Source organism: Rhodococcus zopfii NBRC 100606 = JCM 9919 (genome assembly GCF_001895025.1).
Lineage (GTDB): Bacteria > Actinomycetota > Actinomycetes > Mycobacteriales > Mycobacteriaceae > Rhodococcus > Rhodococcus zopfii.
Map to the genome: position 1 here is coordinate 25020 of NZ_BCXI01000032.1, position 26266 is coordinate 51285.

Genomic DNA, 26266 nt, shown 5'->3' on the forward strand with positions numbered 1-26266 from the left:
GAGACGTGCCACGTTCAGTCCAGATCGTCGTGCCGCATCAGTTGCCGCGCCGCCTCGGTGATCGACCCGCTCAGCGACGGGTACACCGAGAAGGTCGCCGCGAGATCGTTGACCGACAGGTTGTTCTGTACGGCGATCGCGATCGGCAGGATCAGCTCCGACGCCGTCGCCGCCACCACGACGCCACCGATGACCACACCGGTCGCGGGACGGCAGAAGATCTTCACGAAACCGCGCTTGAGGCCCGCCATCTTCGCGCGGGGATTGGTGTTCAGCGGCAGCATCACGGTCCGCGCCGGGATCTCCCCGTTGTCGATCGCGGCCTGACTGACACCGACCGTGGCGATCTCCGGGCGCGTGAACACCGCGGACGCAACGGTTTTGAGCTTGATGGGGCTCACACCTTCGCCCAGCGCGTGATACATCGCGATGCGTCCCTGCATCGCCGCGACGGAGGCGAGCGGCAGCAGACCGGTGCAGTCGCCGGCCGCGTACACGCCCGACACCGCCGTTCGCGACACCCGGTCCACCGGAAGATAACCGCCGCGATCGAGCTCGAGGCCGACACGCTCGAGCCCGAGGCCGGAGGTGTTGGGAACCGAACCGACGGTCATCAGGGCATGGCTGCCCTCGACGATCCGACCGTCGGCGAGCAGCACGCGCACCCCGTCCTCGGTGCGTTCGACCACGTCCGCGCGGGCATGCTTGACGAGGGTGACCCCGCGCTCGGCGAATGCGTCCTCGAGCACGAGCGCGGCGTCCTCGTCCTCGTGCGGCAGCACGCGATCCCGACTCGACACGAGAGTGACCTGCACGCCGACCTCGGTGTACGCCGAGACGAATTCCGCACCGGTGACACCGGAACCGACGACGATCAGGTGCTCGGGCAGCTTGTCGAGGTCGTAGAGCTGCCGCCAGGTGAGGATGCGCTCGCCGTCCGGCACCGCGCCCGGCAGGACCCGGGGGCTCGCGCCGGTCGCGATGAGCACGACGTCGGCGTCGAGCACCTTCTCCTCGCCGGTGAACAGATTGGCGCGAACCTGATGGGCGGCCATGCCGATCTCACGGTCGATGAGTTCGCCGTGGCCGGAATAGATCGCCACCCCGGCCGCCTCGAGCTTGGTGCGGATGTCGGCGGACTGAGCGCGGGCCAGACCCTGGACGCGGGCGTGGACCTGCGGCAGCGACACGGCGGCGCGTTCGAGCTCGATGCCGAGGTCCGCGGCGCGGCGCATGTCGGTGCGCACGCCGGTCGACGCGATGAAGGTCTTCGACGGCACGCAATCGAACAGCACGCAGGCGCCGCCGATCCCGTCCGAATCGATCAGTGACACCGTCGCGCCGTACTGGGCCGCCACCAGCGCAGCCTCGTAGCCCGCAGGCCCACCGCCGATGATCACGATCCGGGTCATTTTTCTCCTCTGTATCGATTCCGAGATGGTCCTCGGGCCGGTTTCAGGGAGCGCAGGGTCACCACGCCCCCGCGACAACGCTATGCCACCCGGTGCGGGCAGCGCATACGGACACACGGAGCCGACGACGAGCGCCCCGAATCCTGCGGCGTGCGGTCACCGATTAGCCTTAGGCACGTGCCGATCTACGCCGCCTACGGGTCCAACATGCATCCGGAGCAGATGCTGCAGCGCTGCCCGCACTCACCGATGGCCGGCACCGGATGGTTGCACGGCTGGCGATTGACGTTCAGCGGTGCCGACCTCGGTTGGGAAGGTGCCCTCGCGACCGTCGTCGAGGACGAGGACGCGAAGGTCTTCGTGGTGCTCTACGACGTACCGGACGAGGACGAGCGCAGCCTCGACCGCTGGGAGGGCTCCGAACTGGGCTTCCACCGCAAGATCCGGGTGCGTGTGGATACCGCGGACGGGCCGGTTCTCGCGTGGCTGTACGTCGTGGACGCATACGAGGGCGGCCTGCCGTCCGCACGGTATCTCGGTGTCATGGCCGATGCCGCGGAGATCGCCGGTGCCCCGTCGGACTATGTCATGGATCTGCGGACCCGAAACAGCCGCAACGTCGGCCCGGGCAGGCCCGACGCGTTCTGACGAGCCCGCCGGGCCGTCAGCCCGCGTAGAACGGCACCGGCGCGCACACCCGCACCGACACCGCGTCGCCGGCCCGGAGGTCGTCGACGCTGCCGCGCAGCGAGCGGATCGCCGCGCCGGGACCGTCGACCCGCACCTCGCTGTGGGCGCCGCCGAAGGCGATGTCGCGGATCGTGAACGGCGAGTCGTCCAGTGCCGGTTCGACGGCGATCTGTTCGGGTCGCACCAGGATCCGGCCGGTGCCCCGGCCCGGGGCGATGAGCTGCACCTTCCCCACCGCCGTGTGGGCATGGTCGCCCTCGGCCTCGGCGTCGAGCACGATCGCTTCGCCCACGAACTCCCCCACCGCGATCGATGCCGGAGTCCGGTACACCTCCTCCGGGGTCCCGGCCTGCGCGAGCCGGCCGTCGAGCATCACCGCGACCCGGTCCGCGATTGCGAGCGCCTCAGCCTGATCGTGCGTCACCAGCACCGCCGCAACCTGCTGTTCCCGCAGCAGGACACGCACGTCGGCGCGCAGGCTGGATCGCAGGCCCGCGTCGAGCGCGCTGAACGGCTCGTCGAGCAGCACCACCGCAGGCCGCGGCGCGAGCGCCCGGGCCAGCGCGACCCGCTGCTGCTGCCCGCCGGACAGCTCGCTCGGCTTGCGCCGCCCCATCCCGGCGAGGCCGACCAGATCGAGCAGTTCCTCGACGCGACGGGCCCGCGCGGCCCGCTGCCGGACCCGCGAGTCCCAGGTGGGCCGGGTGAGTCCGTATCCGATGTTGCGGGCGACGTCCAGGTGCGGGAACAGCGCTCCCTCCTGAGGAACCAGGCCCACGCCGCGGCGCTCGGGCGGCAGGTCGGTCACGGTTCTTCCGTCCGCGACGACCCGGCCGGCGGCGGCCGGGTGCAGGCCCGCGATCACCCGCAGCAGCGTGGTCTTGCCCCCGCCGGACGGACCGAGCACCGCGAGCAGATCGCCCCGCGGAACCTCGACGGACACGTCTGTGACGACCTCGGTGCGCCCGTAGCGGGCACACACCTTGTCGACGGTCAGTCCGTTCACTCCTCACCACCACTTTCCGCGTCGACGCGACCGCGCAGCAGCCGGCCCAGGATCAGCGACGGCAGCGCGGCGATGAGCACGAGGATCACCGCATACGGTGCCGCCGAACCGTATTCGAGTGTTTCGGTGTGCTTCCACATGCCGGTCGCCAGGGTCTCGTGCCCGATCGGGACGAGCAGCAGCGTCGCCGGAAGTTCCTTCGCGATGGTGAGGAACGCCAGTGCGCATCCGGCGACGACCCCCGGCGCGGCGAGCGGAATGGTCACCCGCAGACCGGTGAGGAACCGGCCGCTGCCGAGCGTCGCCGACGCGTCCTCGAGTCCGGACGGGATCGCGGCGACCGCGGCATGGATGGATCCCACGGCGAGGGGCAGGAACAGCACGGCATAGGCGATCAGGAGCATCGGGGTGTGCTGGTACCACTGCGGCAGCAGCCGGATCCCGAAGAACACGAGCGCCAGGCCGACGGTGATACCGGGCAACGCGAAGCCGACGTAGGCGGCGCTCTCGGTGAACCGGGCCAACGGCGACGTCGAGCGGGCCGCGAACACGCCGACCGGCAGGGCCAGTGCGGTGGTCAGCAGGGCGCCGAGCGCGGCGACCCACAGTGTGTAGGCGGTCGCGGTCCAGATGGCGGACCAGTCGACCGACGCCTGCTGCGACTTCCACAACCAGCGGGCCAGCCCGGCGACCGGGACGCCCACGGAGACGGCGAGCACGGCGGTGAGGAAACCGACCGCCGGAAGCCGTCCGGTTCCGAGCGGCACCGCGCCCGGGGTGCGGGCGGCGCCGGAGCCGACGCGGGCGGTCGCGCCGCGCCTCACGCCGCGTTCCGACACGGTGAGGATCACCGCGAGCACGACCAGGACCAATCCGAACACGGCGGCCGGGGTGCGGTCGAGCAGGCCACGGTAGCTGCCGTAGATCGCGAGGGTGAACGCCTCGTAGCGCATGAGCGCGACCGCCCCGAAGTCGCTGAGCGTGTACAGCGCGACGAGCAGTCCGCCGGCCGCCGCGGTGGGCCACACCTGCCGCAACGTCACCGTCAGGGTGGTGCGGATGCGGGAGCGACCCAGCGTGCGGGCCACCTCTTCCAGGCCCGGATCGATCGAGGCGAGAGCCGCCGCCACCGGAAGGTACACGTAGGGGAAGGACGCGCAGGTGAGCACGAGCGCCGCACCGACGAATCCCTCGAGCGCGGGGAACTGGGCGATCCAGACGAAGCCCGACACGTACGACGGGATCGCCAGCGGCACGCTGAGGGCGAGCGCGAACCACCGGCGTCCGGGGAGATCGGTTCGGGTGGTGAGCCATGCGGCGGCCAGCCCCACGACGAGGCACGCGACGGTGACGGTCAGCGCGAGAATGCCGCTGCGCCACACCAGGTCGAGGGTGCGCTGCCGGAAGACCAGCGACCACACCCGGTCGGGTCCGTCGGCGAAGGCGCGCATCACCAGGTGGACGACCGGAGCGAGCGCGAACACGGCCACACCCAGCGCGGCCAGGGCCAGTATCGGTCGGCCGCGTCGGGCGCGGAGCGGAGCGGAGAGCACGATCAGATGAAGTCCAGTTCCTGAAGCAGCGCCTGGGTCTGCTCGAGCGACGCGAGTTCGGCGAGTTCGATGTCGGAGGTGCCGACCTCGGCGAGCGGACGCAGATCGTGCTTCGTCTCGACGCCGGAGACGATCGGGTATTCGGAGGTCTCGTCGGCGAAATAGGTCTGCGACTCGGGCGAGAGCAGGGCGGCGACGAACTGCTGGGCCTGTTCCGGCTGATCGGTGGTCGCGAGGACAGCGGCCCCGGCGATGTTCACGAGTGCGCCCGGATCACCGGCCTGGAAGTAGTGGATCTGGACGGCGAGGTTGTCGGCACCCTTCTCCTCGGCGAGTCCGTACCAGTAGTAGTGGTTGGTCAGCCCGAGGGTGACCTGGCCGCTGTCGACACCCTCCATGAGCGGGCCGTTGCCTTCGAACGCGACGGGCTCGTTGGCCTTGAACGCCTCGAGCCACTGCCGGGCACCGTCCTCACCGCGCGACACCCGCAGGCCGGTGACGAACGCCTGGAACGACGCGTTGGTCGGGGCGAACCCGATCTGTCCCTTCCACTTCGGGTCGAGCAGGCCGTCGATCCCGGTGGGCAGATCCTGCGGCTGCACCTTCTCGTCGTTGTAGACGAGCACGCGGGCCCGGGCCGAGGTCGCCACCCAGGTGCCGTCGGCGGCCCGGTAGTACGGAGGCACCAGGTCGGTAACGGAGGCGGGCAGCGCCTCGAGCATCCCCGCCTGGTCGAGGAGACCGAGAGCGCCTGCGTCCTGGCTGAACACGACGTCGGCGGGGGACGAGGCGCCCTCCTCGACGAGCTTGCCGGTGATCTCGGGGGTGCCGCCGTAGACGACCTCGATCGGGAACCCGAGCGTGTCCTCGAGCCGGTCGATGAGCGGCGCCACCAGGTTCTCGCTGCGGCCCGAGTACAACGTCAGCGCGCCGCTGCCGTCCCCGGACTCGTCGGACGCGGTGTCGCTGTCACTGCCGCAGGCGGCGAGAACGGCCACCAGCGCCCCGGCCGTCAAGGCGGCGGCAATCCTGCGTCGAACGTGCATCCCGGACCTCCTGTTGTGAGCTGTCACCCACTCGGAACTTACAGGTTCAGGTCAGGCTAAGCTCAGCCGGGCGTTTCACCCGGCGCCGAGGACGAGGTTCGTCAGCACTCGCACCCCCACCGGGAGCGCCCGCTCGTCGAGATCGAACGTGGGCTGGTGGATGTCGAGTTCCGGGCCCGTCCCGAATCCCACACCGAGCCGGCCCATCGCCCCGGGGACCTGCTCGAGGTACCACGAGAAGTCCTCTCCACCACCGGATTGCGGGGTGTCGGACAGGGCGTCGGGGTCGGTCGCCCGAATCGCAGCCTCGAACATGCGCGCCGAGACCTCGTCGTTGACGACCGGGGGCACACCGCGGCGGTATTCCAGTTCGTAGCTGACTCCGGTCGGGGCGAGCAGACCGTGCACGACCTCGCGGACCATGGGTTCGAGCAGTTCCCACGTCTCGTGATCGCCGGTGCGAACGGTTCCGGCGAGCATCCCGGTGCGCGGGATCGCGTTCGGCGCCTTCCCCGCGCTGACCGCTCCCCAGACCATGACGGTGCCGGTGCGGGGATCGATCCGGCGGCTGAGCATGCCGGGCAGGCCGGTGATGACGGTGCCGAGCCCGTAGACGAGGTCGCCGGTCAGATGCGGGCGCGAGGTGTGACCCCCCGGCGAATCCAACACCAGTTCGACGGTGTCGGCGGCGGAGGTGATCGCACCGACCCGCATACCGATCTTTCCCGCCTCCAGGCGCGGATCGCAGTGCAACGCGAAGATCCGGGACACGCCGTCGAGGCCGCCGGCTGCCACGACATCGAGGGCGCCGCCCGGCATGACCTCCTCGGCGGGCTGGAACACCAGCCGCACGCCGACGGGTAGTTCGGGCACCTCGTTCAGCGCGAGCCCGGTTCCGAGCAACACGGTGGTGTGGGCGTCGTGACCGCACGCGTGCGAAACCCCGGGGACGGTGGACGCGAACGGCAGCCCCGTCAGCTCCTGCATCGGCAGCGCATCCATGTCGGCGCGCAGTGCGATCCGGGGTCCCGTCGCGGGCCCGAGATCACAGATCACGCCGGTGCCGCGCGGCAGCACCTTCGGGTCGAGCCCGGCCGCGGACAGGTGCTCGGCGACGAACTCGGTCGTCGCGTACTCCTGACGGGCGAGTTCGGGGTTCGCGTGGATATGACGACGCCATGCGGTGAGGTCCTCGGTGTGGTCCCCCAGCCACTTCTCGACATACCGGTTCATCGGCGCGCGACCCCCTCGAGGAGACGATCCCGCTGGTCGGCATCGGTCGCGACGCGGACCGCGGTCGCCGCGAGCGCCCGGGCTCCGTCGAGCACCGCCCGATCCGCGGACTCGGTGACACACGCGGCCGCAAATGCGGCCTGATGCGTGACCGCACCACCCGAATCGAGCCCGATGACCGGATGGATACCCGGCACCACATTCGTCACGTTTCCCATGTCGGTGCTGCCCAGCGGGCGCGCTCCTTCCTCCTCGACGGGCAGCGGTGCCCGTCCCATGCCGATGATCACCTCACGATATGCCTGCACCAGCCACGGGTCGGGAGTGAGTTCGGTGTAGGTGGGTGACACCGTCCGGATCCGGTGGGTGCAGCCGGTGGCCAGCGCCCCGGCCGTGAAGCAGTTTCCGGCGCGTTCGGACAGGTCGGCGAGCGAATCCGCGGTCGCCGCGCGCAGGTAGTACAGCAGCTCGGTGTGCGCCGGCACGATGTTCGGGGCGGTGCCGCCGTCGCTGACGATGCCGTGGATCTGCTGTCCGGGCAGCAGGTGCTGACGCAGCAGCCCGATCGCGACCTGGGCGACGGTCGCGGCGTCGGCGGCGTTGCGTCCGTACTCGGGTGCCGCCGAGGCGTGCGCCTCGCGGCCTTCGTAGGTGACGGCGATGTCCGCCAGCGCCAGCGAGGTCGCACCCGTGATGTCGAACGGACCCGGGTGCACCATCATCGCGGCGGCGACGTCGTCGAACACGCCGTGTTCGAGCATGAGAACCTTGCCGCCCCCGGTCTCCTCGGCGGGGGTTCCGATGACCCGCACGGTGATTCCCAGGGCGTCGGCGATCGCCGCGAGACCCAGACCCGCGCCGGCCGCGGACGCGGCGATGATGTTGTGACCGCAGGCGTGACCGATGCCCGGCAAGGCGTCGTACTCGGCGCAGATCCCGATGACGAGATCGCCGCTGCCGAAGCGGGCGTCGAATGCCGTGGGCAGGTCCGCGATTCCGGTGCGGATCTCGAATCCGGCGCCGCGCAGAACCTCGACGACCTTCGCGGCGCTGCGGTGCTCGTCGAACGCGAGTTCCGGTTCCGCGTGGATCGAATGCGACAGGCCGATCAACTCGTCGGACGCAGCCTCGATCACCCTGTCCGCTTCGGTCGTCACATCGTCCAGTCTGTCATGCCCGCCCGCGGTCCCAGCGTCAGCCGAAACGGAAGTTCGACTCGTCCGTCTTCGTCTCGAGCGCGGCGACGAGCGGCTCGTGCAGGCCGCGCTTGACGACACCGAGGTTCGCTCCGCGCGTGGAGATCAGGCCCGCGGCCCGCTCGACGGCCGCGGCCAGGACCGCGTCTCCGTCTACGGTGTGCGCGACGATTCCGGCGGCGAGCGCGTCGGAGCCTCCGTAGCGGCGGCTCGTGGTGACGGCCTCGACCGCCGTGCTGCTGCTCAGGCGGGTGCGCAACAGCGCCGACATCCCGACGGTGAACGGCATGCCGAGCTGCACCTCGGGCAGGCACCAGAAGCCGCGGTCGGCGCGCATCACGGCGAAGTCGTGGGTGAGCGCGAGCATCGCCCCGGCACCGAACGCGTGACCCTGGATCGCGGCGACGGTCGCGGCGGGGAAGGTCAGCATCCGCACGTACAGCGCGTGCACGGAATCGAGGTAGCCGGGCAGGTCGGCGAGGTTCGCGAAGATCCAGTCGGTGTCGAGGCCGTTGCTCCAGAACTTGCCGGTCGCGGCGGTCACCAGCGCGGCGGGGCCCTCGTGCGCCTCGACCTCGTCGAGCAGCGCGCCGATCTCGGCGAGCCGGTCGGGGTGGAAGCGGTTCTCGTCGACCTCCTGGTCCCGGTTGCCGAGGTACAGGACGAAGACGTCGCCGTGGCGTTCGAGGTATGGCATGGACATGAGGATAAACCCTCTTGCTACTCGCGAGTAACAATCCGGTTGGCGTTAGTGTCTGCGCCATGGGAGCACCCGACGCGATCCTCGATCCCCCCGCCGAAGCCGGGCGGGCCGCCGCCGTCCTCGCCGAGCGCTCCGGAGTGGCGGCGCACCCGGTCGCCGTGGTGCTCGGCTCGGGATGGCGCGCCGCCGTCGAACGGTTCGGGCCGACGGTCGCGGACGTGTCCATGAACGACCTGCCCGGCTTCACACCACCCACCGCGGCCGGCCATCCCGGAACCGTACACTCGGTCACGGTCGGACAGACGCCGGTGCTGTTGCTGTCCGGGCGCATCCACGCCTACGAGGGCCACGACCTGAGCAGGGTCGTGCACCCGGTGCGCACCGCGGTCGCAGCCGGCGCCCGCACCGTGATCCTCACCAACGCCGCCGGCGGCATCCGCCCCGACCTGACGGTCGGCGAGCCCGTGCTGATCGCCGACCACCTCAACCTCACCGGCCGCTCACCGCTGGTCGGCGCCCAGTTCGTCGATCTCGTCGACGCCTATTCCGCCGACCTGCGCGCCCTCGCCCGCGAGATCGACCCATCGCTCGCCGAGGGCGTGTACGCGGGTCTCCCCGGTCCGCACTACGAGACGCCCGCCGAGATCCGGATGCTGCGCACCCTCGGGGCCGATCTGGTGGGCATGTCCACGGTGCACGAGACGATCGCCGCGCGCGCCGCCGGCGCCCGCGTACTCGGTATCTCGCTGGTGACCAACGCGGCCGCGGGCGTGACCGGCGAGCATCTCGACCACGCCGAAGTCCTGGCTGCCGGTCAGGCCGCGGCCCGCCGCATGGGTGATCTGCTGCGCGAACTGGCGGGCCGGCTGTGAGCCTGCGCTTCGGCACCGCGGGGCTGCGGGGGCCGGTCGGCGACGGGCCGGACTGCATGAACGTGCCCGTCGTCGAACGCACGACCGCCGGGCTCGCCGCCTGGCTCGACGCCAACGGGCACGGCGGCGGCACCGTCGTCGTCGGCCGCGACGCCCGAACCGGCTCTCCCGAATTCTTCTCCGCGGCAACGGAAGTCCTCGCCGCCGCGGGATTTCGGGTGGTCGCACTCCCCCGCCCCTTGCCGACACCGGTCACCGCGTACGCGGTGCGCACGCTCGGTGCCGTCGCCGGGGTGCAGATCACCGCGTCGCACAATCCCGCCGCCGACAACGGCTACAAGGTGTACGTCACCGGCGGCGCCCAACTGGTCTCCCCCGCCGACCACGAGATCGAAGCGGCGATCGATGCGGTCGGCGACGCCGTGACCCGCACACCCGTGACACCCTCGGGCGGGGATCTCGTCGAGCGGTACCTCGCGCGGGTCGCGACGCTGCCGCGGTCACCACATCGAAACGTGCGGATCGCGCTCACCGCGCTGCACGGGGTCGGCGGCGAGACCGCGGTCGCGGCGCTGCGGGCCGCCGGGTTCACCGACGTGCACGTCGTCGCATCCCAGTTCGCGCCGGACCCGGCGTTCCCCACCGTGGCGTTCCCCAACCCCGAGGAACCCGGCGCCACCGACGCACTGCTGGCGCTCGCCACCGACGTCGGCGCGGACGTCGCGCTCGCACTCGACCCGGACGCCGATCGCTGTGCGGTGGGGGTGCCTGCAGCCGGCGGCTGGCGGATGCTGCGCGGCGACGAGACCGGTGTGCTGCTCGGCGACCACATTCTCGCCGGAGCGCGCCCCGGAGCCCTGGTCGCGACCACGATCGTCTCGTCCACACTGCTCGGGAAGGTCGCAGCCGCGCGCGGCGCCCGCTTCGCACAGACCCTCACCGGCTTCAAGTGGCTGGTCCGCGCCGGGGAGGGTCTGGTCTACGCGTACGAGGAGGCGATCGGTCACTGCGTCGACCCCGACGCGGTGCGCGACAAGGACGGCATCGCGACCGCAGTCGTCGTCGCCGACCACGTGGCGGATCTGAAGGCGCGCGGTCGCACGCTGCTCGACGCGCTCGACGACCTGTACGCCGAATTCGGTGTGCACCTGACCGATCAGGTCGCGATCCGGGTCGCCGACCTCGCGCGGATCGGCCGGATCATGACATCGCTGCGGGCGGCGCCGCCGGCCGAACTGGCCGGCGAGGCGGTGCGCGTGACCGATCTCGCCCGTGCCGAGACACGGCTGCGGACCGACGCGCTCGTGTTCGAGGGCGCGACGGTCCGCGTCGTCGTCCGGCCGTCCGGTACCGAACCGAAACTCAAGTGCTACCTGCAGGCGATCGCGGCGGACGGACACCACGACAGCGCCGCCGGGACGCTGGCGGCGCTGCACGTGTGGGCAACCGGCCTGGCCGGTTGATTCGGATCGTCAGACCCGTTGCGGCACACCGTAGGTGACCACGGTATCGCCCTTGGCGGTAGTCGCCTTCGCGAACGGACGGACGGTGACGGGGCCGATCGCGCCGGACACGGCGCCGTGCACCCCCGCGATGCGCACGGTGACGCCGCTACCGTCGAAGGCCAGATTCTCGACGATCGGCACCTCGGTGATCCCGCCGGGTTCGAGCTCCACCTCGATCTCCTGCTCGGGAATGATCGAGCCGCCGAGCTCGGCGTTGCTGCCCACCCCGAGACCGAGTCCGAGACTCGGGGCACCCCCATCGCCAGGGAATCCGAGATCCACGCCGAAGTCGACACCGCTGCCGACCCCCCAGTCGAGGCTGGGAGTGAAGATGTGCACGATCGCGCCGGGCAGCGCGACCGGATAGCCGATCTGGTAGCCGAAGGTGAGCTTGGTGCCGGTGAACGAGTCGGCTCCCGGACCGGTGATCCGCACGGCGGCGACGCCGTCGTTGAAGAACTCGACGCTGAGCGGTGAGCTGTCGAGCGGCGGGACCGACTGGATCGACGTGTCCGCCTGCAGGACTTCGATCGTCGCGCCGCCGTCGAGCGGCATGGACCGGGCGTTGTCGACAGCGGCTGCCGCGGTGCCCGGATTCACCATCATCGTCCACGCCGCGGCCACACCCAGCGCAGTGATTCGGAGGCCCCGTCGAGATTTCTCAGCGGAATTACGGACCATCGTGTACCCCATTTCACGGGCCGTCGGAGGCGGAAGGTGATCTTGCCGTGCATGCTCAGCGTAGTGAGCCCGACGCATCGGTGTGGCCCAGATCATGAAGACTTGATAACGGATCGGGCGCCGGAAGGCGTCACACCAGCCCCATGGGCACCATATATCCCGAATCGGGCACATATGTCGCGACTCGGTCGCGGGTCTCGTGTTGGGGTTGTCCGTCGACGCTGTCGGCTAACGCGGTCCGAACTGCCGGTCGCCCGCGTCGCCGAGACCCGGAACGATGTACTTGTTCTCGTTCAGGCCCTCGTCGATCGTCGCGGTCACCAACCGCACCGGATACCCGTACGACGCGAGCGCCTCGACGCCCTGCGGCGCCGCCACCACACAGATCGCGGTGATGTCGGTCGCGCCGCGGGAGACGAGAATCTCGATCGTGTGCACCATCGACCCGCCGGTGGCCAGCATGGGATCGAGCACGAAGACCGGCAGGCCGGACAGGTCGTCGGGCAGCGACTCGAGATAGGGGACCGGCTCGAACGTCTTCTCGTCGCGCGCGAGGCCGACGAAACCGACCTGCGCCTGCGGGATCAGCGCGTGTGCCTGGTCGACCATGCCCAGCCCGGCCCGCAGGACCGGAACCAGCAGCGGCGGCTGCTGCAAGCGCACCCCGGTGGTCGTCGCCACGGGCGTGCGAACCTCGAACTCCTCGATCGGAGCATCCCGGACCGCCTCGTAGACGAGCATCTGGGTCAGCCGCCTCAGCGCGTGCCGGAAGGCGGCGTTGTCGCTGCGCTCATCGCGCAGGATCGTGAGCAGGGAGGCGGCGAGCGGGTGGTCGACCACGAGCGAATCCATGCCCGAAGGATAGAACGATGGAACCGGCCGCCCTCCGCATGCGTCGAACCCCTCGAGAGGGATCGATCCGACATCCGAGGGGGACGTGAGTCGTGAGAGGCGAGTTTCGGCAAGACGGCGTACAGGTACGTCCGGAGACCATCGCAGCGTTCGGTTGCACAGCCGGAGAGATGGCCGAACGAATGCGCGGCGCGGTCGACGAGATCCGAGGTGGCGCCCCCGAACACCTGGGGGCCGGGCTCGGGCCGATCGGCGCGGGATTCGTCGCGGCGCTGGTCACGGCGCATCGCACACACGAACAGCACGTGTCCCGGATCGTGACCGCACTCGACGGCATGGCGGTGGTCGCCGCGGCCACCGCGGCCGGCTACGACACCCACGAGACCGGGTGGTCCACGGGTCTGCACGACGCGGGAGCGAAACGATGACGATCGGGGCCGACCTGCTTGCGGCTCCGCTGACGGATCTGCTGACCGCGTTCGGCACCGGCACCGCGCCCGCGCTCGATCCGGCCGCGGCGCTGCGGGCCGGGACGGTGATCGCCGAGGATGTGCACGCCGCCGGCCGCACCGCGCTCGCCGACCTCGTGTGGGACTGGACGGGCACGGCGGCGGACACCGCGGTGTACAGCGCCGAGCGACTGCTCGCCGACACCCTGGCCGCCGCAGATCGCGGCACCGCGATCGCCGCGGTCGCGATCGACGGCACCGCGACGATCGTCGGTGGCGCGGCCGAACTCGCCCGCATCGTCGACTCGTTCGGCTCGGTGGCCCGGAGCCTCGAACCCGCGCTGACGCTGCCCCAGGGCCAGCTGATGCTGCTGGGCGCCGCGCTCGACCATCTCGCGGAGGGACTCGACGTCCTGGCCCGGGTGACGTCCGAACTGGCACAGCACACCGACCGGCTCACGGCGCTGCTGCCGGAGACGCCGCCCGCACCGGCAGGGGTGGGCCCCGCGGAAGCCGATCCCGGTTCCGGCGCCGACCGGGCGCTGTACAGCGGCGGCGACATCGCGCCGGGATCCGGGTCACCCGATCGCGCGGTGAACCTGCCCGACGGCAGCGTGGCGACCGCACCCAACGCCACAGCCGCCGCGGCGGTGCGTCATGCATTGTCCCAGTTGGGAACCCCGTACGTGTGGGGTGGTACCACACCCGGGCAGGGTCTCGACTGCAGTGGGCTGACCCAGTGGGCATACGGCCAGGCCGGCGTCGAACTCCCCCGGCTGGCCCAGCAGCAGGACGTCGGGACGCCGGTCGCCGCGGACTCGGTCCTGCCCGGCGACCTGGCCGTCTGGGACGGGCACGTCGCGATGGTCGTCGGCAACGGCCTCATGGTCGAAGCGGGAGATCCGGTCGCCGTCACCCCGATCCGCACCGGCAACAGCGGCATGGCGTTCGACGGGTTCTACCGGCCCACCGGATGAGAGGGAACCGGTCGGCGACCCGCTGCGTCCAACCGGTTATGAACGTCCAACCGGATAGAAACATCACGACAGCTACCGCCAGCAACGCGGCGGGCACCGTCTCGGTGCGCACGACGGATCAGGGGGTGCCGGTAGACCTGCAGATCGACCCTCGTGAACTGCGCCACGGGGCCGGGCACCTGGCCGGGCAGATCCTCGCGCTCAGCCGCCGCGCCGCCCTCGAAGCCGCGGCGCAGCGTCGCAGCGACCTCGCCGCCCAGGGCATGCCGGAGATCCTGCTGGACCGAATGGGCCTGCCCACCCGGGACGAGGTCGCGCGCACCCAGCAGGCCGACGACGAACAGCAGCGACCCACGTCCTGGCTGAGGTCGGTGTGAGCGCGCGGCAGGTCGACGAGATCGTCGAGCGGGCACGGGAAAGGCTGGGCATGCTCGAGGACGTGATGGCCGGGCTCGGCAACGCGACAGCCGACGCGACGAGCGCAGACGGACGGGTGCGGGTGCGCGTCGACGGCGGCGGCGGAATGATCGCGCTGGATCTGGCGGAGTCGGCGTGCCGGCTCGACGCCGCCGAGGTGTCCGCGACGATCCTCGCGACCGCGCACGAGGCCGCGCGGATCGCGGCCGGAAAACGCGCTCGTCTGCTCTCGGAACTGCGCGACTCGTTCCGGTGACGGCCGTATCGTCGACTCCCGGCTATGTCTTCGGGCGCGAGGTGGCTAGGCTTCCCGCCATGGCTGGAGACATCGTCCCGATCGAGCTCGGTCTCACCGACGACAACCTCGTCACCCTGTGGGCGCCCCGGTGGCGCGAGGGCGACGACGAGTGGGAGGCGTTCCTCGGCCACGGCGACCATCTGTACGGGTTTCCCGGCGTCGCCGAACTGGTCGCGTTCGTCCGCTCGGATGCCGACAACGACCTGGTCGAGCATCCCGCGTGGCCGGTCGCCGCGAAGCTCTCGGCCGTCGAGTTCGAACCCGACGACGCCTATCGCTTCGACATCGTCGGGGTGCCCGAGCTGGTCGCCGAGGACGTCGACCCGGAGATCGTCTCGCAGCTCCAGGACACGTTCGACCTCGTCCACAGCCTCGGCGAGGTGTGCGAACTCGAACCGGTGACGAAGTTCTTCGATCGGCCCGAGATCGCGACGCTGCTGCAGCACGGCGCGGGCGCGTTCGAGGGCGACGGGGGTGAGGACCTGTGGAACCGGGTCGGCACCGCGGTCGCCGAGGACTGGGACGCGGTCATCGACTCGCTCGACGCGATCGTCGCCACCCCCGACGTCGATGCCGCGATCGTCGCGGAGATCGAGTCCGAACTGGTGGCTGCCGAGGAGAACGTCGTCGAGGCCGACGACACGGTCGAGGGCGAGGACGACGACTACGAGTTCGACGACGAGGACACTGACGAGGCCGTCGGCGACGACTTCTGGGGCGCGGTCGGCATCGACCCGATCAAGATCATCACGAGCGACGGCACCTGGTTCACGTTGCGGTGCTACATCGGCGAGGACGAGGACGCGCTGTTCCTCGGCAGCAACGGCCTGATCTCGGCGTTCGGTTCCGAGCGTGCCCTCGCCCGCTACCTGGCCGACCGCCACGACCACGATCTGGCGACGGTGAGCACCTACGACGAGATCCGCCACGCGGCCACCGACGGCTCGCTGGAAGTCGAGGTGAGCGACGACAACGTCTACGTGCTCACCGGCATCGCCGACGACATCGCCGAGGGCACCGACGCGGTGGATCCGGATCAACTCGACCTCGCGGTCGAGTTGTTCACCGACGCAGCCAACTACGCCGGCGACGACTCCACCGACGCCGCCCTCGCCGGTTCCACGGAGCTGGGCTGGTTCGTCAACTACGTGCTCGAGCCCGATTCGAGCCGCCTGGCACCGAGCGCTCCGTTCGATGCCGAGGTCGCGGCGTGGCGTGAACTCGAGCGCGAGTTCGAGGCACGGCTGCGGAAGCAATAGCCGCCGCGGTGTGCCTCTGTGGCGCCGCCGGCCGCCACTGAGGCACACCGGGCGCTACGCGCCGATCAGGATCGCGTAGCCCGGCTTGATGACGTCGTCGATCAACTCGAGGCGCTGATCGAACGGAAGGAACGCCGACTTCATCGCGTTGATGGTGAACCGTTCGAGGTCGACCCAGCCGTATCCGAACGCCTCGACCAGGCGCATCATCTCGTTTGTCATCGTGGTGTCGCTCATCAGCCGGTTGTCCGTGTTGACGGTGACCCGGAACCGCAGCCGCGCGAGCAGATCGAACGGGTGGTCCTCTAGCGTCGCGACCGCGCCGGTCTGCACGTTCGAGCTGGGGCACAGTTCCAGCGGAATCCTCTTGTCCCGCACGTAGTTCGCCAGCAGACCGAGTGTCGCGGTGCCGTCGTCCGCTACGGTGATGTCGTCGACGATCCGCACCCCGTGGCCGAGCCGGTCGGTGCCGCAGAACGCGACGGCCTCGTGGATGGACGGCAGCCCGAAGGCTTCACCGGCATGAATGGTGAAGTGCGCGTTGGCAGCCCGCATGTACTCGAATGCGTCGAGGTGACGACTCGGCGGGTACCCGGCTTCGGCGCCGGCGATGTCGAATCCGGCGACACCCCGATCGCGGAACCGCACGGCGAGCTCCGCGATCTCCCGTGAGCGCGCGGCGTGCCGCATCGCGGTGAGCAGGCATCCCACCCGAATGCGGCCGCCGGTCGCCGCGACCGCGGACTCGCCGGACCGGAATCCCTCGAGCACGTGTTCGACGACCTCGTCGAGGGTCAGGCCGCGCTCGAGGTGCTGTTCCGGCGCGAAGCGGACCTCCGCGTAGACGACGCCGTCGGCGGCGAGGTCCTCGACACACTCGCGGGCGACCCGCTCGAGCCCGTCGGCGGTCTGCATGACGGCGACGGTGTGCTCGAACGTTTCGAGGTAGCGCACGAGCGATCCGCTGTCCGCCGACTGCCGGAACCATCGGGCCAGGCCGGTCGCGGTGTCCGCCGGCAGGGTGTGGCCGCACGCGTCGGCGAGGTCGAGGACCGTCGCCGGGCGCAGGCCGCCGTCGAGGTGGTCGTGGAGCAGGACCTTCGGTGCGGTACGCACCTGCGGGGCAGTCAGCTCGTTCATGCCCCGACGGTAGTCGGCTACCCGGAGATCCGCTCCACGATGAGAGTCCGCTCGGCACCCGCCTCGGCGGCCACCCGCACGCCGCCTTGCAGCGTGGTGAGCGCGGCCGGAATCTTCTCCGGGGTGTCGGTGTGCAGGGTCGCGAGGACCTGCCCGGCGCGCACCGCATCTCCCGGTTTGGCGTGCAGTTCCACACCGGCACCGGCCTGCACTGCCTGTCCCCGGCGTTCCCGGCCGGCCCCGAGGCGCCACGCCGCGACCCCCACCGCCATGGCGTCGAGTTCGGTGAGGATTCCGTCGGCGTCGGCGCGCAGCGTCTCGGTGTACGTGGCGGTGGGCAACGCCGCGTCCGGATCGCCACCCTGCGCGGCGATCATCGCGCGCCACCGGTCCATCGCCGAGCCGTCGTTGAGGCGGTCCGCGGGGTCGACGCCGTCGATCCCGGCGAGGGCGAGCATCTCCCGCGCCAGCGCGAGGGTCAGCTCGACCACGTCGGACGGTCCGCCCCCGGCGAGGACCTCGACGGCCTCCCGCACCTCGAGCGCGTTACCGGCAGTGCGCCCGAGCGGGGTGTCCATGCGGGTGATCAGCGCCACGGTGGGCAGACCTTCGTCGCCGCCGAGCTCGACCATCGTGCGCGCGAGTTCGCGGGCGTCGCCCAGTTCGGTCATGTAGGCGCCGGAACCGACCTTGACGTCGAGGACCAGCGCGCCCGCCCCTTCCGCGATCTTCTTGCTCATGATCGAGCTGGCGATGAGCGGGATCGATTCGACGGTGCCGGTGACGTCGCGCAGCGCGTACAGCTTGCGGTCGGCCGGGGCCAGGTCTTCGGTCGGGGCGCACACGACCGCGCCGATCGCCGGATCGGTGAGGATTTCGGCCATCTCGACGGTGTCGAGGTCCGCGCGCCAGCCGGGGATCGATTCGAGCTTGTCGAGGGTGCCGCCGGCGTATCCGAGTCCGCGTCCGGACAGCTGCGGCACGGCCGCTCCGCAGGCCGCGACGAGCGGTGCGAGCGGCAGCGTGATCTTGTCGCCGACACCGCCGGTGGAGTGTTTGTCGACGGTCGGCAGGCCCAGCCCGGTGAAGTCGAGCCGACGTCCGGAGTCGATCATCGCGGTGGTCCAGCGGGCGGTCTCGGCCCGGGTCATACCGCGGAACCAGATGGCCATCGCAAGGGCGGCCATCTGCTCGTCGGCGACGATGTCGTGGGTGAACGCCCTGATCACCCAGTCGATCTCGGCGCCGGTCAGTTCCAGGCCGTCGCGCTTGTGCCGGATCACGGAGACGATGTCAGGCACGGTCGTCTCCCTGCGGGTGCACGGCCGCCAGGTCGTCGGGCCCGAAGGCGTCGGGCAGCAGTTCTCCCATCGGCCGCGGTCCTCGGGGCGTGTCGACGAGCAGCTCGGGTCCGCCGTGCTCGATGAGAAGCTGGCGGCAGCGGCCGCACGGCATCAGAACGGCGCCGCGGGCGTCGCAGACCGAGATCGCCCGCAACCGTCCGCCACCACCGGAAATGAAGTTACCGACGAGTACACATTCGGCACAAAGTCCCACCCCATGTGAGACATTCTCCACATTGCACCCACTCACCGTCGCGCCGTCCACGGTGAGCGCCGCCGCCCCCACCGGGAATCGCGAGTAGGGCGCGTACGCACGCTCCATCGCTTCATGTGCTTTGGCGCGCAACGTTTTCCACTCGACCTCCGACATGGTTCCCCATCCTGTCACGGTGGTGGAGCCAACGTTCGGCGACCCCCACCGCACCAGATCACAGTTGGAAAGGCAAACCTAACTTGGCATTTGGGTAGTGTACGAATCGCGGTGGAGATTAGTTCCCAGGTTTCCGATGGGTTTAGAGTCTGAACAAGTCGGTTCAGGTTCTCGTCGGGCCCGTGCTGCGGAATCCCCCACAGGCTAGAGCGGCTCGACGCGTCCACCATTGACGTTGGAGGCACAGCACTCGATGAGCAGCACGACTGAAGCCGCCCCCGCACCGGCGGGGCGCACACGGTCGCTTTACCGGGGAGACCCCGGAATGTGGTCCTGGGTTCTGCACCGGATCACAGGCGTGGCGACGTTTTTCTTCCTTTTCGTCCACGTTCTGGACACGGCACTCGTCCGGGTCAACCCCGAGACCTACGACAGTGTCATCGACACCTACAAGACCCCGCTCGTCGGCCTGATGGAGCTGGCGCTGGTGGCGATGGTTCTCTACCACGCACTCAACGGCCTGCGCGTCATGCTCGTCGACTTCTGGTCCAAGGGACCGAAGTACCAGCGCGTGATGCTCTGGACGATCCTCGCGATCTGGTTCGTGGTGATGATCCCCGCGGCCGGACGCATCTTCTACAACATGTTTGCGGGGCACTGACATGAGTGAAGCGAAGACTCTCGCCACGGCGTACGACCGCCCGGCCGGCCTCGACAACCCGCGCTCGCCGCGGCGTCAGGCCAAGAACAACTTCGAGCTCTACGCCTGGCTCTTCATGCGTCTGTCCGGTCTCGCACTGATCATCCTCGTGCTCGGCCACCTGTTCATCATGCTGATGCTCGACGACGGTGTGCACCGCATCAACTTCGCGTTCGTCGCAGGCCGCTGGTCCAGCCCGTTCTGGCAGTTCTGGGACCTGTCGATGCTGTGGCTTGCGCAGCTGCACGGCGGCAACGGCCTTCGCACCGTCATCGCGGACTACTCGCGCAAGGACTCGACCCGCTTCTGGCTCAACACGATCCTCGCAGTGTCGATGATCCTGATCATGGGCCTGGGCACCTACGTGATCTTCACTTTCGACCCCAACATCGTTGCGAGCTAGGGGAGCCAACACTTCATGCAGGAACATCGTTATGACGTGGTCATCGTCGGAGCCGGCGGCGCCGGTATGCGCGCGGCCATCGAGGCCGGCCCCCGGGCCCGCACCGCGGTTCTGACCAAGCTCTACCCGACGCGCAGCCACACCGGTGCCGCGCAGGGCGGCATGTGCGCCGCGCTGGCCAACGTCGAAGAAGACAACTGGGAATGGCACACCTTCGACACCGTCAAGGGTGGCGACTACCTCGCCGACCAGGACGCCGTCGAGATCATGGCCAAGGAGGCCATCGACGCGGTGCTCGACCTGGAGAAGATGGGTCTTCCCTTCAACCGCACCCCCGAAGGCAAGATCGACCAGCGCCGCTTCGGTGGTCACACCCGTGACCACGGCAAGGCCCCGGTCCGTCGCGCGTGCTACGCCGCCGACCGCACCGGACACATGATCCTGCAGACGCTGTACCAGAACTGCGTCAAGCACGACGTCGAGTTCTTCAACGAGTTCTACGCGCTGGACATCGCGCTGACCGAGACCGAGGACGGTCCCGTCGCCACCGGTGTCATCGCGTACGAGCTCGCCACCGGTGAGATCCACGTCTTCCACGCGAAGTCGATCGTGTTCGCCACCGGCGGCTCGGGCCGCATGTACAAGACGACGTCCAACGCGCACACCCTCACCGGTGACGGCCTGGGCATCATCTTCCGCAAGGGCCTGCCGCTCGAGGACATGGAGTTCCACCAGTTCCATCCGACGGGACTCGCGGGCCTGGGCATCCTCATCTCCGAGGCCGTCCGCGGCGAGGGCGGTATCCTCCGCAACGCCGACGGCGAACGTTTCATGGAGCGCTACGCCCCCACCATCAAGGACCTCGCGCCGCGCGACATCGTCGCCCGCTCGATGGTGCTCGAGGTGCTCGAGGGTCGCGGTGCCGGTCCGAACAAGGACTACGTCTACATCGACGTCACGCACCTCGGTGAGGACGTCCTCGAGGAGAAGCTCCCGGACATCACCGAGTTCGCGCGCACCTACCTCGGCGTCGACCCGGTCACCGAGCTCGTCCCGGTGTACCCGACCTGCCACTACGTGATGGGTGGTATCCCCACCAACGTCCAGGGCGAGGTCCTGCGCAACAACGACGAGATCGTCAAGGGCCTGTACGCCGCCGGCGAGTGCGCGTGCGTGTCCGTGCACGGCGCGAACCGCCTCGGCACGAACTCGCTGCTCGACATCAACGTGTTCGGCCGTCGCGCCGGCATCGCTGCCGCCGAGTACGCGAACAACACCGAGCACGTCGAGCTGCCCGAGTCCCCCGCGACCTACGTCGAGGAGTGGCTCGACCGCATCCTGAATGCGGGCGGCAAGGAGCGCGTCGCCGACATCCGCCGCGACCTGCAGCAGTCGATGGACAACAACGCGTCGGTGTTCCGCACCGAGGAGACCCTCACGAAGGCGCTCGAGGACATCCACGAGCTGAAGAGGCGCTACAAGAACATCACGGTCCACGACAAGGGCAAGCGCTACAACAGCGACCTGCTCGAGGCCGTCGAGCTGGGCTTCCTGCTCGAGATGGCCGAGGTCACCGTCGTCGGCGCGCTCAACCGGAAGGAATCGCGCGGCGGTCACGCTCGCGAGGACTACCCGAACCGCGACGACGCCAACTACATGCAGCACACCATGGCGTACAAGGTGGGTACGGATCTGATCTCCGACATCCGCCTGGATTACAAGCCGGTGGTCCAGACCCGGTACGAGCCGATGGAGCGGAAGTACTGATGACTACTCTCGAGAAGAACGACACCGCCGCCACGGATCTGCCTCCCGTGCCCGAGGGCGCCGTCATGGTCACCCTCAAGATCGCCCGGTTCAACCCCGAGGACGGCAAGGGACAGCACTGGGATTCGTTCCAGGTGCCGGCGCTCCCCAGCGACCGCATGCTCAACCTGCTGCTGTACGTGAAGGGCTACCTCGACGGGACCCTCACCTTCCGCCGCAGCTGCGCGCACGGGGTGTGCGGCTCCGACGCGATGCGGATCAACGGCGTCAACCGCCTGGCCTGCAAGATCCTCATGAAGGACATGCTGTCCAAGGACGGCAAGCCGGTGACCATCACCGTCGAGCCGATCCGCGGCCTGCCGGTCGAGAAGGACCTGATCGTCGACATGGAGCCGTTCTTCGACGCGTTCCGTGCCGTCAAGCCGTTCCTCATCACCACGGGCAACGAGCCGACCCGCGAGCGCATCCAGTCGCAGGCCGACCGGCACCGCTTCGACGACACCACCAAGTGCATCCTGTGCGCGTGCTGCACCACGTCGTGCCCGGTGTACTGGAGCGACGGGTCGTACTTCGGCCCCGCCGCAATCGTCAACGCGCACCGGTTCATCTTCGATTCGCGTGACGAGGGTGCCGCCGAGCGTCTCGACATCCTCAACGACAAGGACGGCGTGTGGCGCTGCCGCACGACCTTCAACTGCACCGACGCGTGCCCCCGTGGCATCCAGGTGACGAAGGCGATCCAGGAGGTCAAGCGCGCGCTGCTGTTCGCCCGCTGACCCCGCACCACCACGACTCCACAGTCGCGACGGAACGCGGGTCCGGCCCTTTCGGGGTCCGGGCCCGCGTTCTGCGTTTCCCGGTCGGCGCTTCTGCCCGCGGCAGACGCCGGGGGTCAGCCCGGCACGACCACGCCGCGTCCGAGAATGCTGCCCTCCCGCAGCCGCCGATACGCCTCGGGACCCTGGTCGAGGGTGAACGTCTCGGTGTGGATGTCGAGCTTGCCGGCACGGGCCAGGGCGATGACCTCCATCAGCTCGGTGCGGGACCCCCAGTACGGGGTCACGACGGAGGCCCCGAACGGAACCAGGAAGAAGCCGACCTTCGCATGGGCACCGGCATGGATCCCGACGATCGAGATGTGCCCGTCGATCGCGACGGCCTCCTGGGCCATGTCGATCGTCGACTGGGCACCGACGAAGTCGAACACCACGGTGGCGCCCTCGCCGCCGGTCAGTTCGCGGATCGCGGCGGCCGCGCTCGCGTCGGACCGGATCGCCACGTCGGCGCCGACCGTGCGGGCCAGCTCCAGCCGGTCCTCGTCGAGGTCCACCGCGACGATCCGGGCCGCGGTGATCGCCCGCAGGATCTGGATGCCCACGTGACCGAGTCCGCCGACACCCACGACCACCGCGGTGGATCCGGGGCCGAGCAGCGGCAGAACCCGGTTGATCGCGTGGTACGGGGTCAGACCGGCGTCGGTCAGCGGGGCCGCGGCGACCGGGTCGAGGTCACCGATGGGCACGAGATGCCGGGCGGAGTCGACGATCATGTATTCGGCCATGGAACCGGGGGAACCGAGCCCGGGCGGGGTGATCCCGAGGCCGGTGGCGCGGGTGCAGTAGTTCTCGCGGCCACGGGAGCACTGGTGGCAGCTGCCGCAGCCCCACGGCCCGTACACGGCGACCGCGTCCCCCACAGCGAGGTCGGCGACGCCCGCGCCGAGTTCGGCGACGGTACCGACCCCCTCGTGGCCGAGCGTCAGCGGCAGCCCGTACACGTATCCGTCCGCGGGCAGGTCCATCACGAAGATGTCGGAGTGGCACAGTCCGGCCGCGGTGACCTTCAGCAGCACCTCCCCCGGGCCCGGAGACGGTGTGGGAATCTCGACGACGACCGGCTCCGCACCGATCTCGGTGTACTGGACGGCTTTCATGAACCGAACAGTACGGCCGTTCCGTCCTCGCGTCAGCCGATGTCGCCGAATCGACCGCTCCTGTTCACCGAACCGGCCCGTAGGTGGTGAACTGCGGCTATCGTGGACGCGACGAACGGAGTCCCCGTGTCCGGCAATCCCTCTCGATCGGCCCGCGCTCGCATCGTCGCCGCCGTCGCGTTCCTGCTCGCTTCCGTGACGAGCACCGTGCTCCCTCCGGCGGCGTCAGCCGACACGCCCCTGTGCGCGTGGCGGTTCATGTCCGACGAGACGGTACTCAACGTCGCGTTCCCGGACGTGAACGCCACCTACTGGGTGCTGCCGTACGCATTGGGTCCCGGCGACTCGATCGAGTTGTCCGGCAACTACACCGCCGCCCGGTACTTCTCGCTCAACACCTACGACACCAACTTCGACACGATCGACACGTTGCGGGACAACATGATCGTCCCGGATTCCGGCAGCGGCAACCCGTTCCGGGATGCGTCGGCCCGGAGCCTTCCTCCGTCGCAGCGGAAGTGGCACGCCACCCTCGTCACGGGTCCGGCGGACCACGCGCGCAACGAGATTCAGGCTCTGCCTGCCGGCCAGGGCACGCCGGCGGGTTTCCTGATCATCCGCGTGTACGTGCCCGACGACGCCGCGTCCCCCAGCGGCGGCGTGCCGTTGCCGGATGCGACGATGCGGCTCGGCGGGGTCACCGTGCCGCGGCAGCCGTGCGAGCAGCCGTTCGATCCGAACGGCTACACCGGACCCCTCGCAGATCTCGCGGAGGCCGGCTTCGATCAGGTCATCGCCGGTGCCGCGAGCGGCGCGTTCCCCGGCGACACCCCCGAGACGGTGTTCGTGAACCCGGCGAGCTCGTCCGGCCTGTTTCCCAACGGGGACAACAAGTATCTCGGGACCGCCCTGACCTATCAGCCGGGGCGGATCGCCGTCGTGCGGGGGAAGGCGCCACTGTTCCCGGACACCCGCGCGGGTGTGCCGGCCACCGATCCGGATCAGCAGGTGCGGTATTGGTCGGTGTGCCAGAACGATCGGGTCTCGCCCTATCCGGTGGTGGCGTGCGCGGCGGATTTCGAGACCGCACTCGATGCGTCGGGCCACTACACCTATGCGGTCGCCGCGCCCGCCGATCTCACCTCCGTCGCCGATCCGACCGTGACGGTGCTGCCGTGGGGCGACACCGCGGTCCCGAGAAAGGTGCTGTTCCTGCGCTACATGCTGCCGTCGCCGGCGTTCTATCCGCAGTCCATCCAGGCGTCGCAGGACAGCGGGACGGACCCGGCAACGGTGATGGGACCGTACTATCCGACGGCCGTGTACTGCGCGGCGTCGACCTTCGTCGCGGGCGGCTACGAGGCGTGCGTGGACGAGGCGGCCGTGACCGCCCCTGCGGGCTGACCCCGCCACCCGCTCATTTCCGGGTGCGGCGGCGCGACCCGAGCAGCGCGCCACCCAGAAGGCCCGCACCGATGAGGGCAAGGCCGCCGCGAACGCCGGGTCCCTGGTGCACCTCGAGCCGCGGAGTGATCGTCGCCGGTTCCGGCGCGGGCACGTGCGCCAGGGCCAGGTTCTCCTTTTTCGACGCCGCCCACGCCGTGCACAGCAACAGCAGTTTCGCGGTCAGGTTGGCGAAGACCAGCACGCCGAGGATCGGGCCGAACGCGACACCGGCCGGCCCGCCCAGCACGGCCTCGAGGTAGATCGAGCCGACCTGTTTGAACACCTCGAATCCGATGGCGCCGATCAGCCCGGCCTGCGCGGCGCTGCGCAGGGTGACCGGTTCGCGCGGCAGCCGCGCGATCACCCACGTGAACACCGCCCAGGTCGCGCAGAGGGCGATGAGAAGCGCGGCGATCCGCAGCCCGACACCGACCCCGACGACGTTCTCCAGGTTCAGCAACTCCACGAGTTTCGCCATGATCGATCCCCGGCTCACCGCCGACAACCCGAGCGAGACGATCATCGCGAGCCCGAGGCCGAGCAGGGCCACGGCGTCGTGCAACTTGGAGACGAGGAAGTTCCCCTTGTCCCGCGGGTGGTCCCACATCGCGGTGAGACCGTCCCGCAGGTTGGCCATCCACCCGAGTCCGGCGTACGAGGCGGCGAGCAGACCGATGAGGCCGACGGCGCCGCGGGAATCGATCGCCGAGTCGATCAGGCTCTGCACGGTGTCGCCGAGCTGGCCGGGAATGTTCTCGGCGATGACGTCCTGTATCTGCTCGAGGGTGCCGGGCCGGCCGGCGAGCACGAAACCGGCGATGGAGAACGCCACCATGACGATCGGCACCAGCGCCAGCACCGTGAAATACGTGATGCCGGCGGCGTAGTAGTCGCCCTTGTTGTCCTGGTAGCGCAGTCCTGTCCGCACCGTGTGGTCGAGCCAGGGGTGGGCCGCCCGCTGTCGGTCGAGGAAGCCGGGTTTCTTCTCGGCGCTCGCGTCGGCCATCCGTGACGC

The 26266-nt window shown here is 69.7% G+C and carries 27 protein-coding genes; 13 read left to right on the plus strand and 14 right to left on the minus strand.

Annotated features, from left to right (window positions below):
• Nucleotides 1-14: 14 nt before the first annotated feature.
• Nucleotides 15-1412: an NAD(P)H-quinone dehydrogenase gene (locus RZ1_RS19825; protein ID WP_072814227.1), complete on the minus strand. Its 1398-nt coding sequence runs from the start codon at nucleotides 1410-1412 to the stop codon at nucleotides 15-17.
• Nucleotides 1413-1589: 177 nt separating this feature from the next.
• Between RZ1_RS19825 and RZ1_RS19830 the strand changes: the two genes are divergently transcribed.
• Entirely contained in the window at nucleotides 1590-2060 is a 471-nt protein-coding gene (locus RZ1_RS19830) for a gamma-glutamylcyclotransferase family protein (RefSeq protein ID WP_072814228.1), read from the plus strand.
• Between the two features lie 16 nt (nucleotides 2061-2076).
• Here the strand turns inward: RZ1_RS19830 and RZ1_RS19835 are convergent, their stop codons facing one another.
• The 6 genes from RZ1_RS19835 to RZ1_RS19860 all read right to left on the minus strand — a co-directional run bounded on the left by RZ1_RS19835 (nucleotide 2077) and on the right by RZ1_RS19860 (nucleotide 8833).
• A complete protein-coding gene (locus RZ1_RS19835) occupies nucleotides 2077-3108 on the minus strand; it encodes an ABC transporter ATP-binding protein (RefSeq protein WP_072814229.1) in 1032 nt (343 codons plus the stop codon).
• A complete protein-coding gene (locus RZ1_RS19840) occupies nucleotides 3105-4661 on the minus strand; it encodes an ABC transporter permease (RefSeq protein ID WP_244899360.1) in 1557 nt (518 codons plus the stop codon). The genes RZ1_RS19835 and RZ1_RS19840 overlap by 4 nt, the downstream gene beginning before the upstream one ends.
• A 2-nt stretch (nucleotides 4662-4663) precedes the next feature.
• Nucleotides 4664-5707 (minus strand): iron ABC transporter substrate-binding protein, encoded by a 1044-nt coding sequence (locus RZ1_RS19845; protein ID WP_072814230.1) that lies wholly within the window; start codon nucleotides 5705-5707, stop codon nucleotides 4664-4666.
• Between the two features lie 75 nt (nucleotides 5708-5782).
• Nucleotides 5783-6940 (minus strand): M20 family metallopeptidase, encoded by a 1158-nt coding sequence (locus tag RZ1_RS19850; RefSeq protein ID WP_072814231.1) that lies wholly within the window; start codon nucleotides 6938-6940, stop codon nucleotides 5783-5785.
• Nucleotides 6937-8097, minus strand: a complete 1161-nt coding sequence (locus tag RZ1_RS19855) for a M20 family metallopeptidase (protein WP_072814232.1) — start codon at nucleotides 8095-8097, stop codon at nucleotides 6937-6939. Before RZ1_RS19855 ends, RZ1_RS19850 begins: the two co-directional genes overlap by 4 nt.
• 37 nt (nucleotides 8098-8134) lie before the next feature.
• A complete protein-coding gene (locus RZ1_RS19860; RefSeq protein WP_072814325.1) occupies nucleotides 8135-8833 on the minus strand; it encodes an enoyl-CoA hydratase/isomerase family protein in 699 nt (232 codons plus the stop codon).
• A 65-nt stretch (nucleotides 8834-8898) separates the two neighbouring features.
• Between RZ1_RS19860 and RZ1_RS19865 the strand changes: the two genes are divergently transcribed.
• The gene (locus RZ1_RS19865; RefSeq protein WP_072814233.1) at nucleotides 8899-9711 is read left to right on the plus strand and encodes a purine-nucleoside phosphorylase; all 813 of its coding nucleotides are present in this window, start codon (nucleotides 8899-8901) and stop codon (nucleotides 9709-9711) included.
• The gene (locus RZ1_RS19870; RefSeq protein ID WP_072814234.1) at nucleotides 9708-11174 is read left to right on the plus strand and encodes a phospho-sugar mutase; all 1467 of its coding nucleotides are present in this window, start codon (nucleotides 9708-9710) and stop codon (nucleotides 11172-11174) included. Before RZ1_RS19865 ends, RZ1_RS19870 begins: the two co-directional genes overlap by 4 nt.
• Nucleotides 11175-11183: 9 nt before the next feature.
• Here RZ1_RS19870 and RZ1_RS19875 read toward each other — a convergent pair whose 3' ends face one another.
• On the minus strand, nucleotides 11184-11897 hold the full coding sequence (locus tag RZ1_RS19875) for an MspA family porin (protein ID WP_072814326.1): 714 nt from the start codon (nucleotides 11895-11897) through the stop codon (nucleotides 11184-11186).
• A gap of 228 nt (nucleotides 11898-12125) precedes the next feature.
• Entirely contained in the window at nucleotides 12126-12749 is a 624-nt protein-coding gene (gene upp / locus RZ1_RS19880; protein WP_072814235.1) for a uracil phosphoribosyltransferase, read from the minus strand.
• 92 nt (nucleotides 12750-12841) lie between these two features.
• Here upp and RZ1_RS19885 point away from each other — a divergent pair, with 92 nt between their 5' ends.
• The 5 genes from RZ1_RS19885 to RZ1_RS19905 are packed head-to-tail and all read left to right on the plus strand — an operon-like array spanning nucleotide 12842 to nucleotide 16149.
• Nucleotides 12842-13177: a type VII secretion target gene (locus tag RZ1_RS19885; RefSeq protein ID WP_072814236.1), complete on the plus strand. Its 336-nt coding sequence runs from the start codon at nucleotides 12842-12844 to the stop codon at nucleotides 13175-13177.
• A complete protein-coding gene (locus RZ1_RS19890; RefSeq protein ID WP_072814237.1) occupies nucleotides 13174-14175 on the plus strand; it encodes a C40 family peptidase in 1002 nt (333 codons plus the stop codon). Before RZ1_RS19885 ends, RZ1_RS19890 begins: the two co-directional genes overlap by 4 nt.
• A 38-nt stretch (nucleotides 14176-14213) precedes the next feature.
• Entirely contained in the window at nucleotides 14214-14552 is a 339-nt protein-coding gene (locus RZ1_RS19895) for a hypothetical protein (RefSeq protein WP_072814327.1), read from the plus strand.
• Nucleotides 14549-14848, plus strand: a complete 300-nt coding sequence (locus RZ1_RS19900; RefSeq protein ID WP_072814238.1) for a YbaB/EbfC family nucleoid-associated protein — start codon at nucleotides 14549-14551, stop codon at nucleotides 14846-14848. The genes RZ1_RS19895 and RZ1_RS19900 overlap by 4 nt, the downstream gene beginning before the upstream one ends.
• Before the next feature lie 59 nt (nucleotides 14849-14907).
• Complete coding sequence (locus RZ1_RS19905; RefSeq protein ID WP_072814239.1) at nucleotides 14908-16149, plus strand: SatS C-terminal domain-containing protein; 1242 nt, start codon at nucleotides 14908-14910, stop codon at nucleotides 16147-16149.
• A gap of 54 nt (nucleotides 16150-16203) precedes the next feature.
• Here the strand turns inward: RZ1_RS19905 and RZ1_RS19910 are convergent, their stop codons facing one another.
• Genes RZ1_RS19910 through RZ1_RS19920 form a run of 3 tightly spaced genes read right to left on the minus strand, consistent with a single transcriptional unit; the run spans nucleotide 16204 to nucleotide 19002 of the window.
• On the minus strand, nucleotides 16204-17289 hold the full coding sequence (locus RZ1_RS19910) for an adenosine deaminase (protein ID WP_072814240.1): 1086 nt from the start codon (nucleotides 17287-17289) through the stop codon (nucleotides 16204-16206).
• 17 nt (nucleotides 17290-17306) lie between these two features.
• Nucleotides 17307-18590 (minus strand): thymidine phosphorylase, encoded by a 1284-nt coding sequence (locus RZ1_RS19915; RefSeq protein ID WP_072814241.1) that lies wholly within the window; start codon nucleotides 18588-18590, stop codon nucleotides 17307-17309.
• Nucleotides 18583-19002, minus strand: coding sequence for a cytidine deaminase (locus RZ1_RS19920; RefSeq protein ID WP_072814242.1), 420 nt, complete (start codon nucleotides 19000-19002; stop codon nucleotides 18583-18585). Before RZ1_RS19920 ends, RZ1_RS19915 begins: the two co-directional genes overlap by 8 nt.
• Nucleotides 19003-19255: 253 nt before the next feature.
• Here RZ1_RS19920 and sdhC point away from each other — a divergent pair, with 253 nt between their 5' ends.
• From sdhC to RZ1_RS19940, 4 genes are read left to right on the plus strand one after another with little or no spacing between them, the layout of a single operon-like run.
• Entirely contained in the window at nucleotides 19256-19663 is a 408-nt protein-coding gene (sdhC, locus tag RZ1_RS19925; RefSeq protein ID WP_072814243.1) for a succinate dehydrogenase, cytochrome b556 subunit, read from the plus strand.
• Nucleotide 19664: 1 nt separating this feature from the next.
• Nucleotides 19665-20105: a succinate dehydrogenase hydrophobic membrane anchor subunit gene (locus RZ1_RS19930; RefSeq protein WP_072814244.1), complete on the plus strand. Its 441-nt coding sequence runs from the start codon at nucleotides 19665-19667 to the stop codon at nucleotides 20103-20105.
• A gap of 15 nt (nucleotides 20106-20120) precedes the next feature.
• Complete coding sequence (gene sdhA / locus RZ1_RS19935; RefSeq protein WP_072814245.1) at nucleotides 20121-21872, plus strand: succinate dehydrogenase flavoprotein subunit; 1752 nt, start codon at nucleotides 20121-20123, stop codon at nucleotides 21870-21872.
• Nucleotides 21872-22648, plus strand: coding sequence for a succinate dehydrogenase iron-sulfur subunit (locus RZ1_RS19940; protein WP_072814246.1), 777 nt, complete (start codon nucleotides 21872-21874; stop codon nucleotides 22646-22648). The genes sdhA and RZ1_RS19940 overlap by 1 nt, the downstream gene beginning before the upstream one ends.
• Before the next feature lie 116 nt (nucleotides 22649-22764).
• On the opposite strand, the gene RZ1_RS19945 is transcribed toward RZ1_RS19940, so the two are convergent.
• Nucleotides 22765-23805 (minus strand): NAD(P)-dependent alcohol dehydrogenase, encoded by a 1041-nt coding sequence (locus RZ1_RS19945; protein ID WP_072814247.1) that lies wholly within the window; start codon nucleotides 23803-23805, stop codon nucleotides 22765-22767.
• A 126-nt stretch (nucleotides 23806-23931) separates the two neighbouring features.
• Between RZ1_RS19945 and RZ1_RS19950 the strand changes: the two genes are divergently transcribed.
• Nucleotides 23932-25209, plus strand: a complete 1278-nt coding sequence (locus tag RZ1_RS19950) for a hypothetical protein (protein WP_072814328.1) — start codon at nucleotides 23932-23934, stop codon at nucleotides 25207-25209.
• Between the two features lie 13 nt (nucleotides 25210-25222).
• Here the strand turns inward: RZ1_RS19950 and yhjD are convergent, their stop codons facing one another.
• Nucleotides 25223-26257 carry an inner membrane protein YhjD gene (gene yhjD / locus RZ1_RS19955; protein ID WP_072814248.1) on the minus strand — a complete coding sequence of 345 codons (1035 nt, stop codon included), beginning with the start codon at nucleotides 26255-26257 and terminating at the stop codon, nucleotides 25223-25225.
• Nucleotides 26258-26266: the final 9 nt, after the last annotated feature.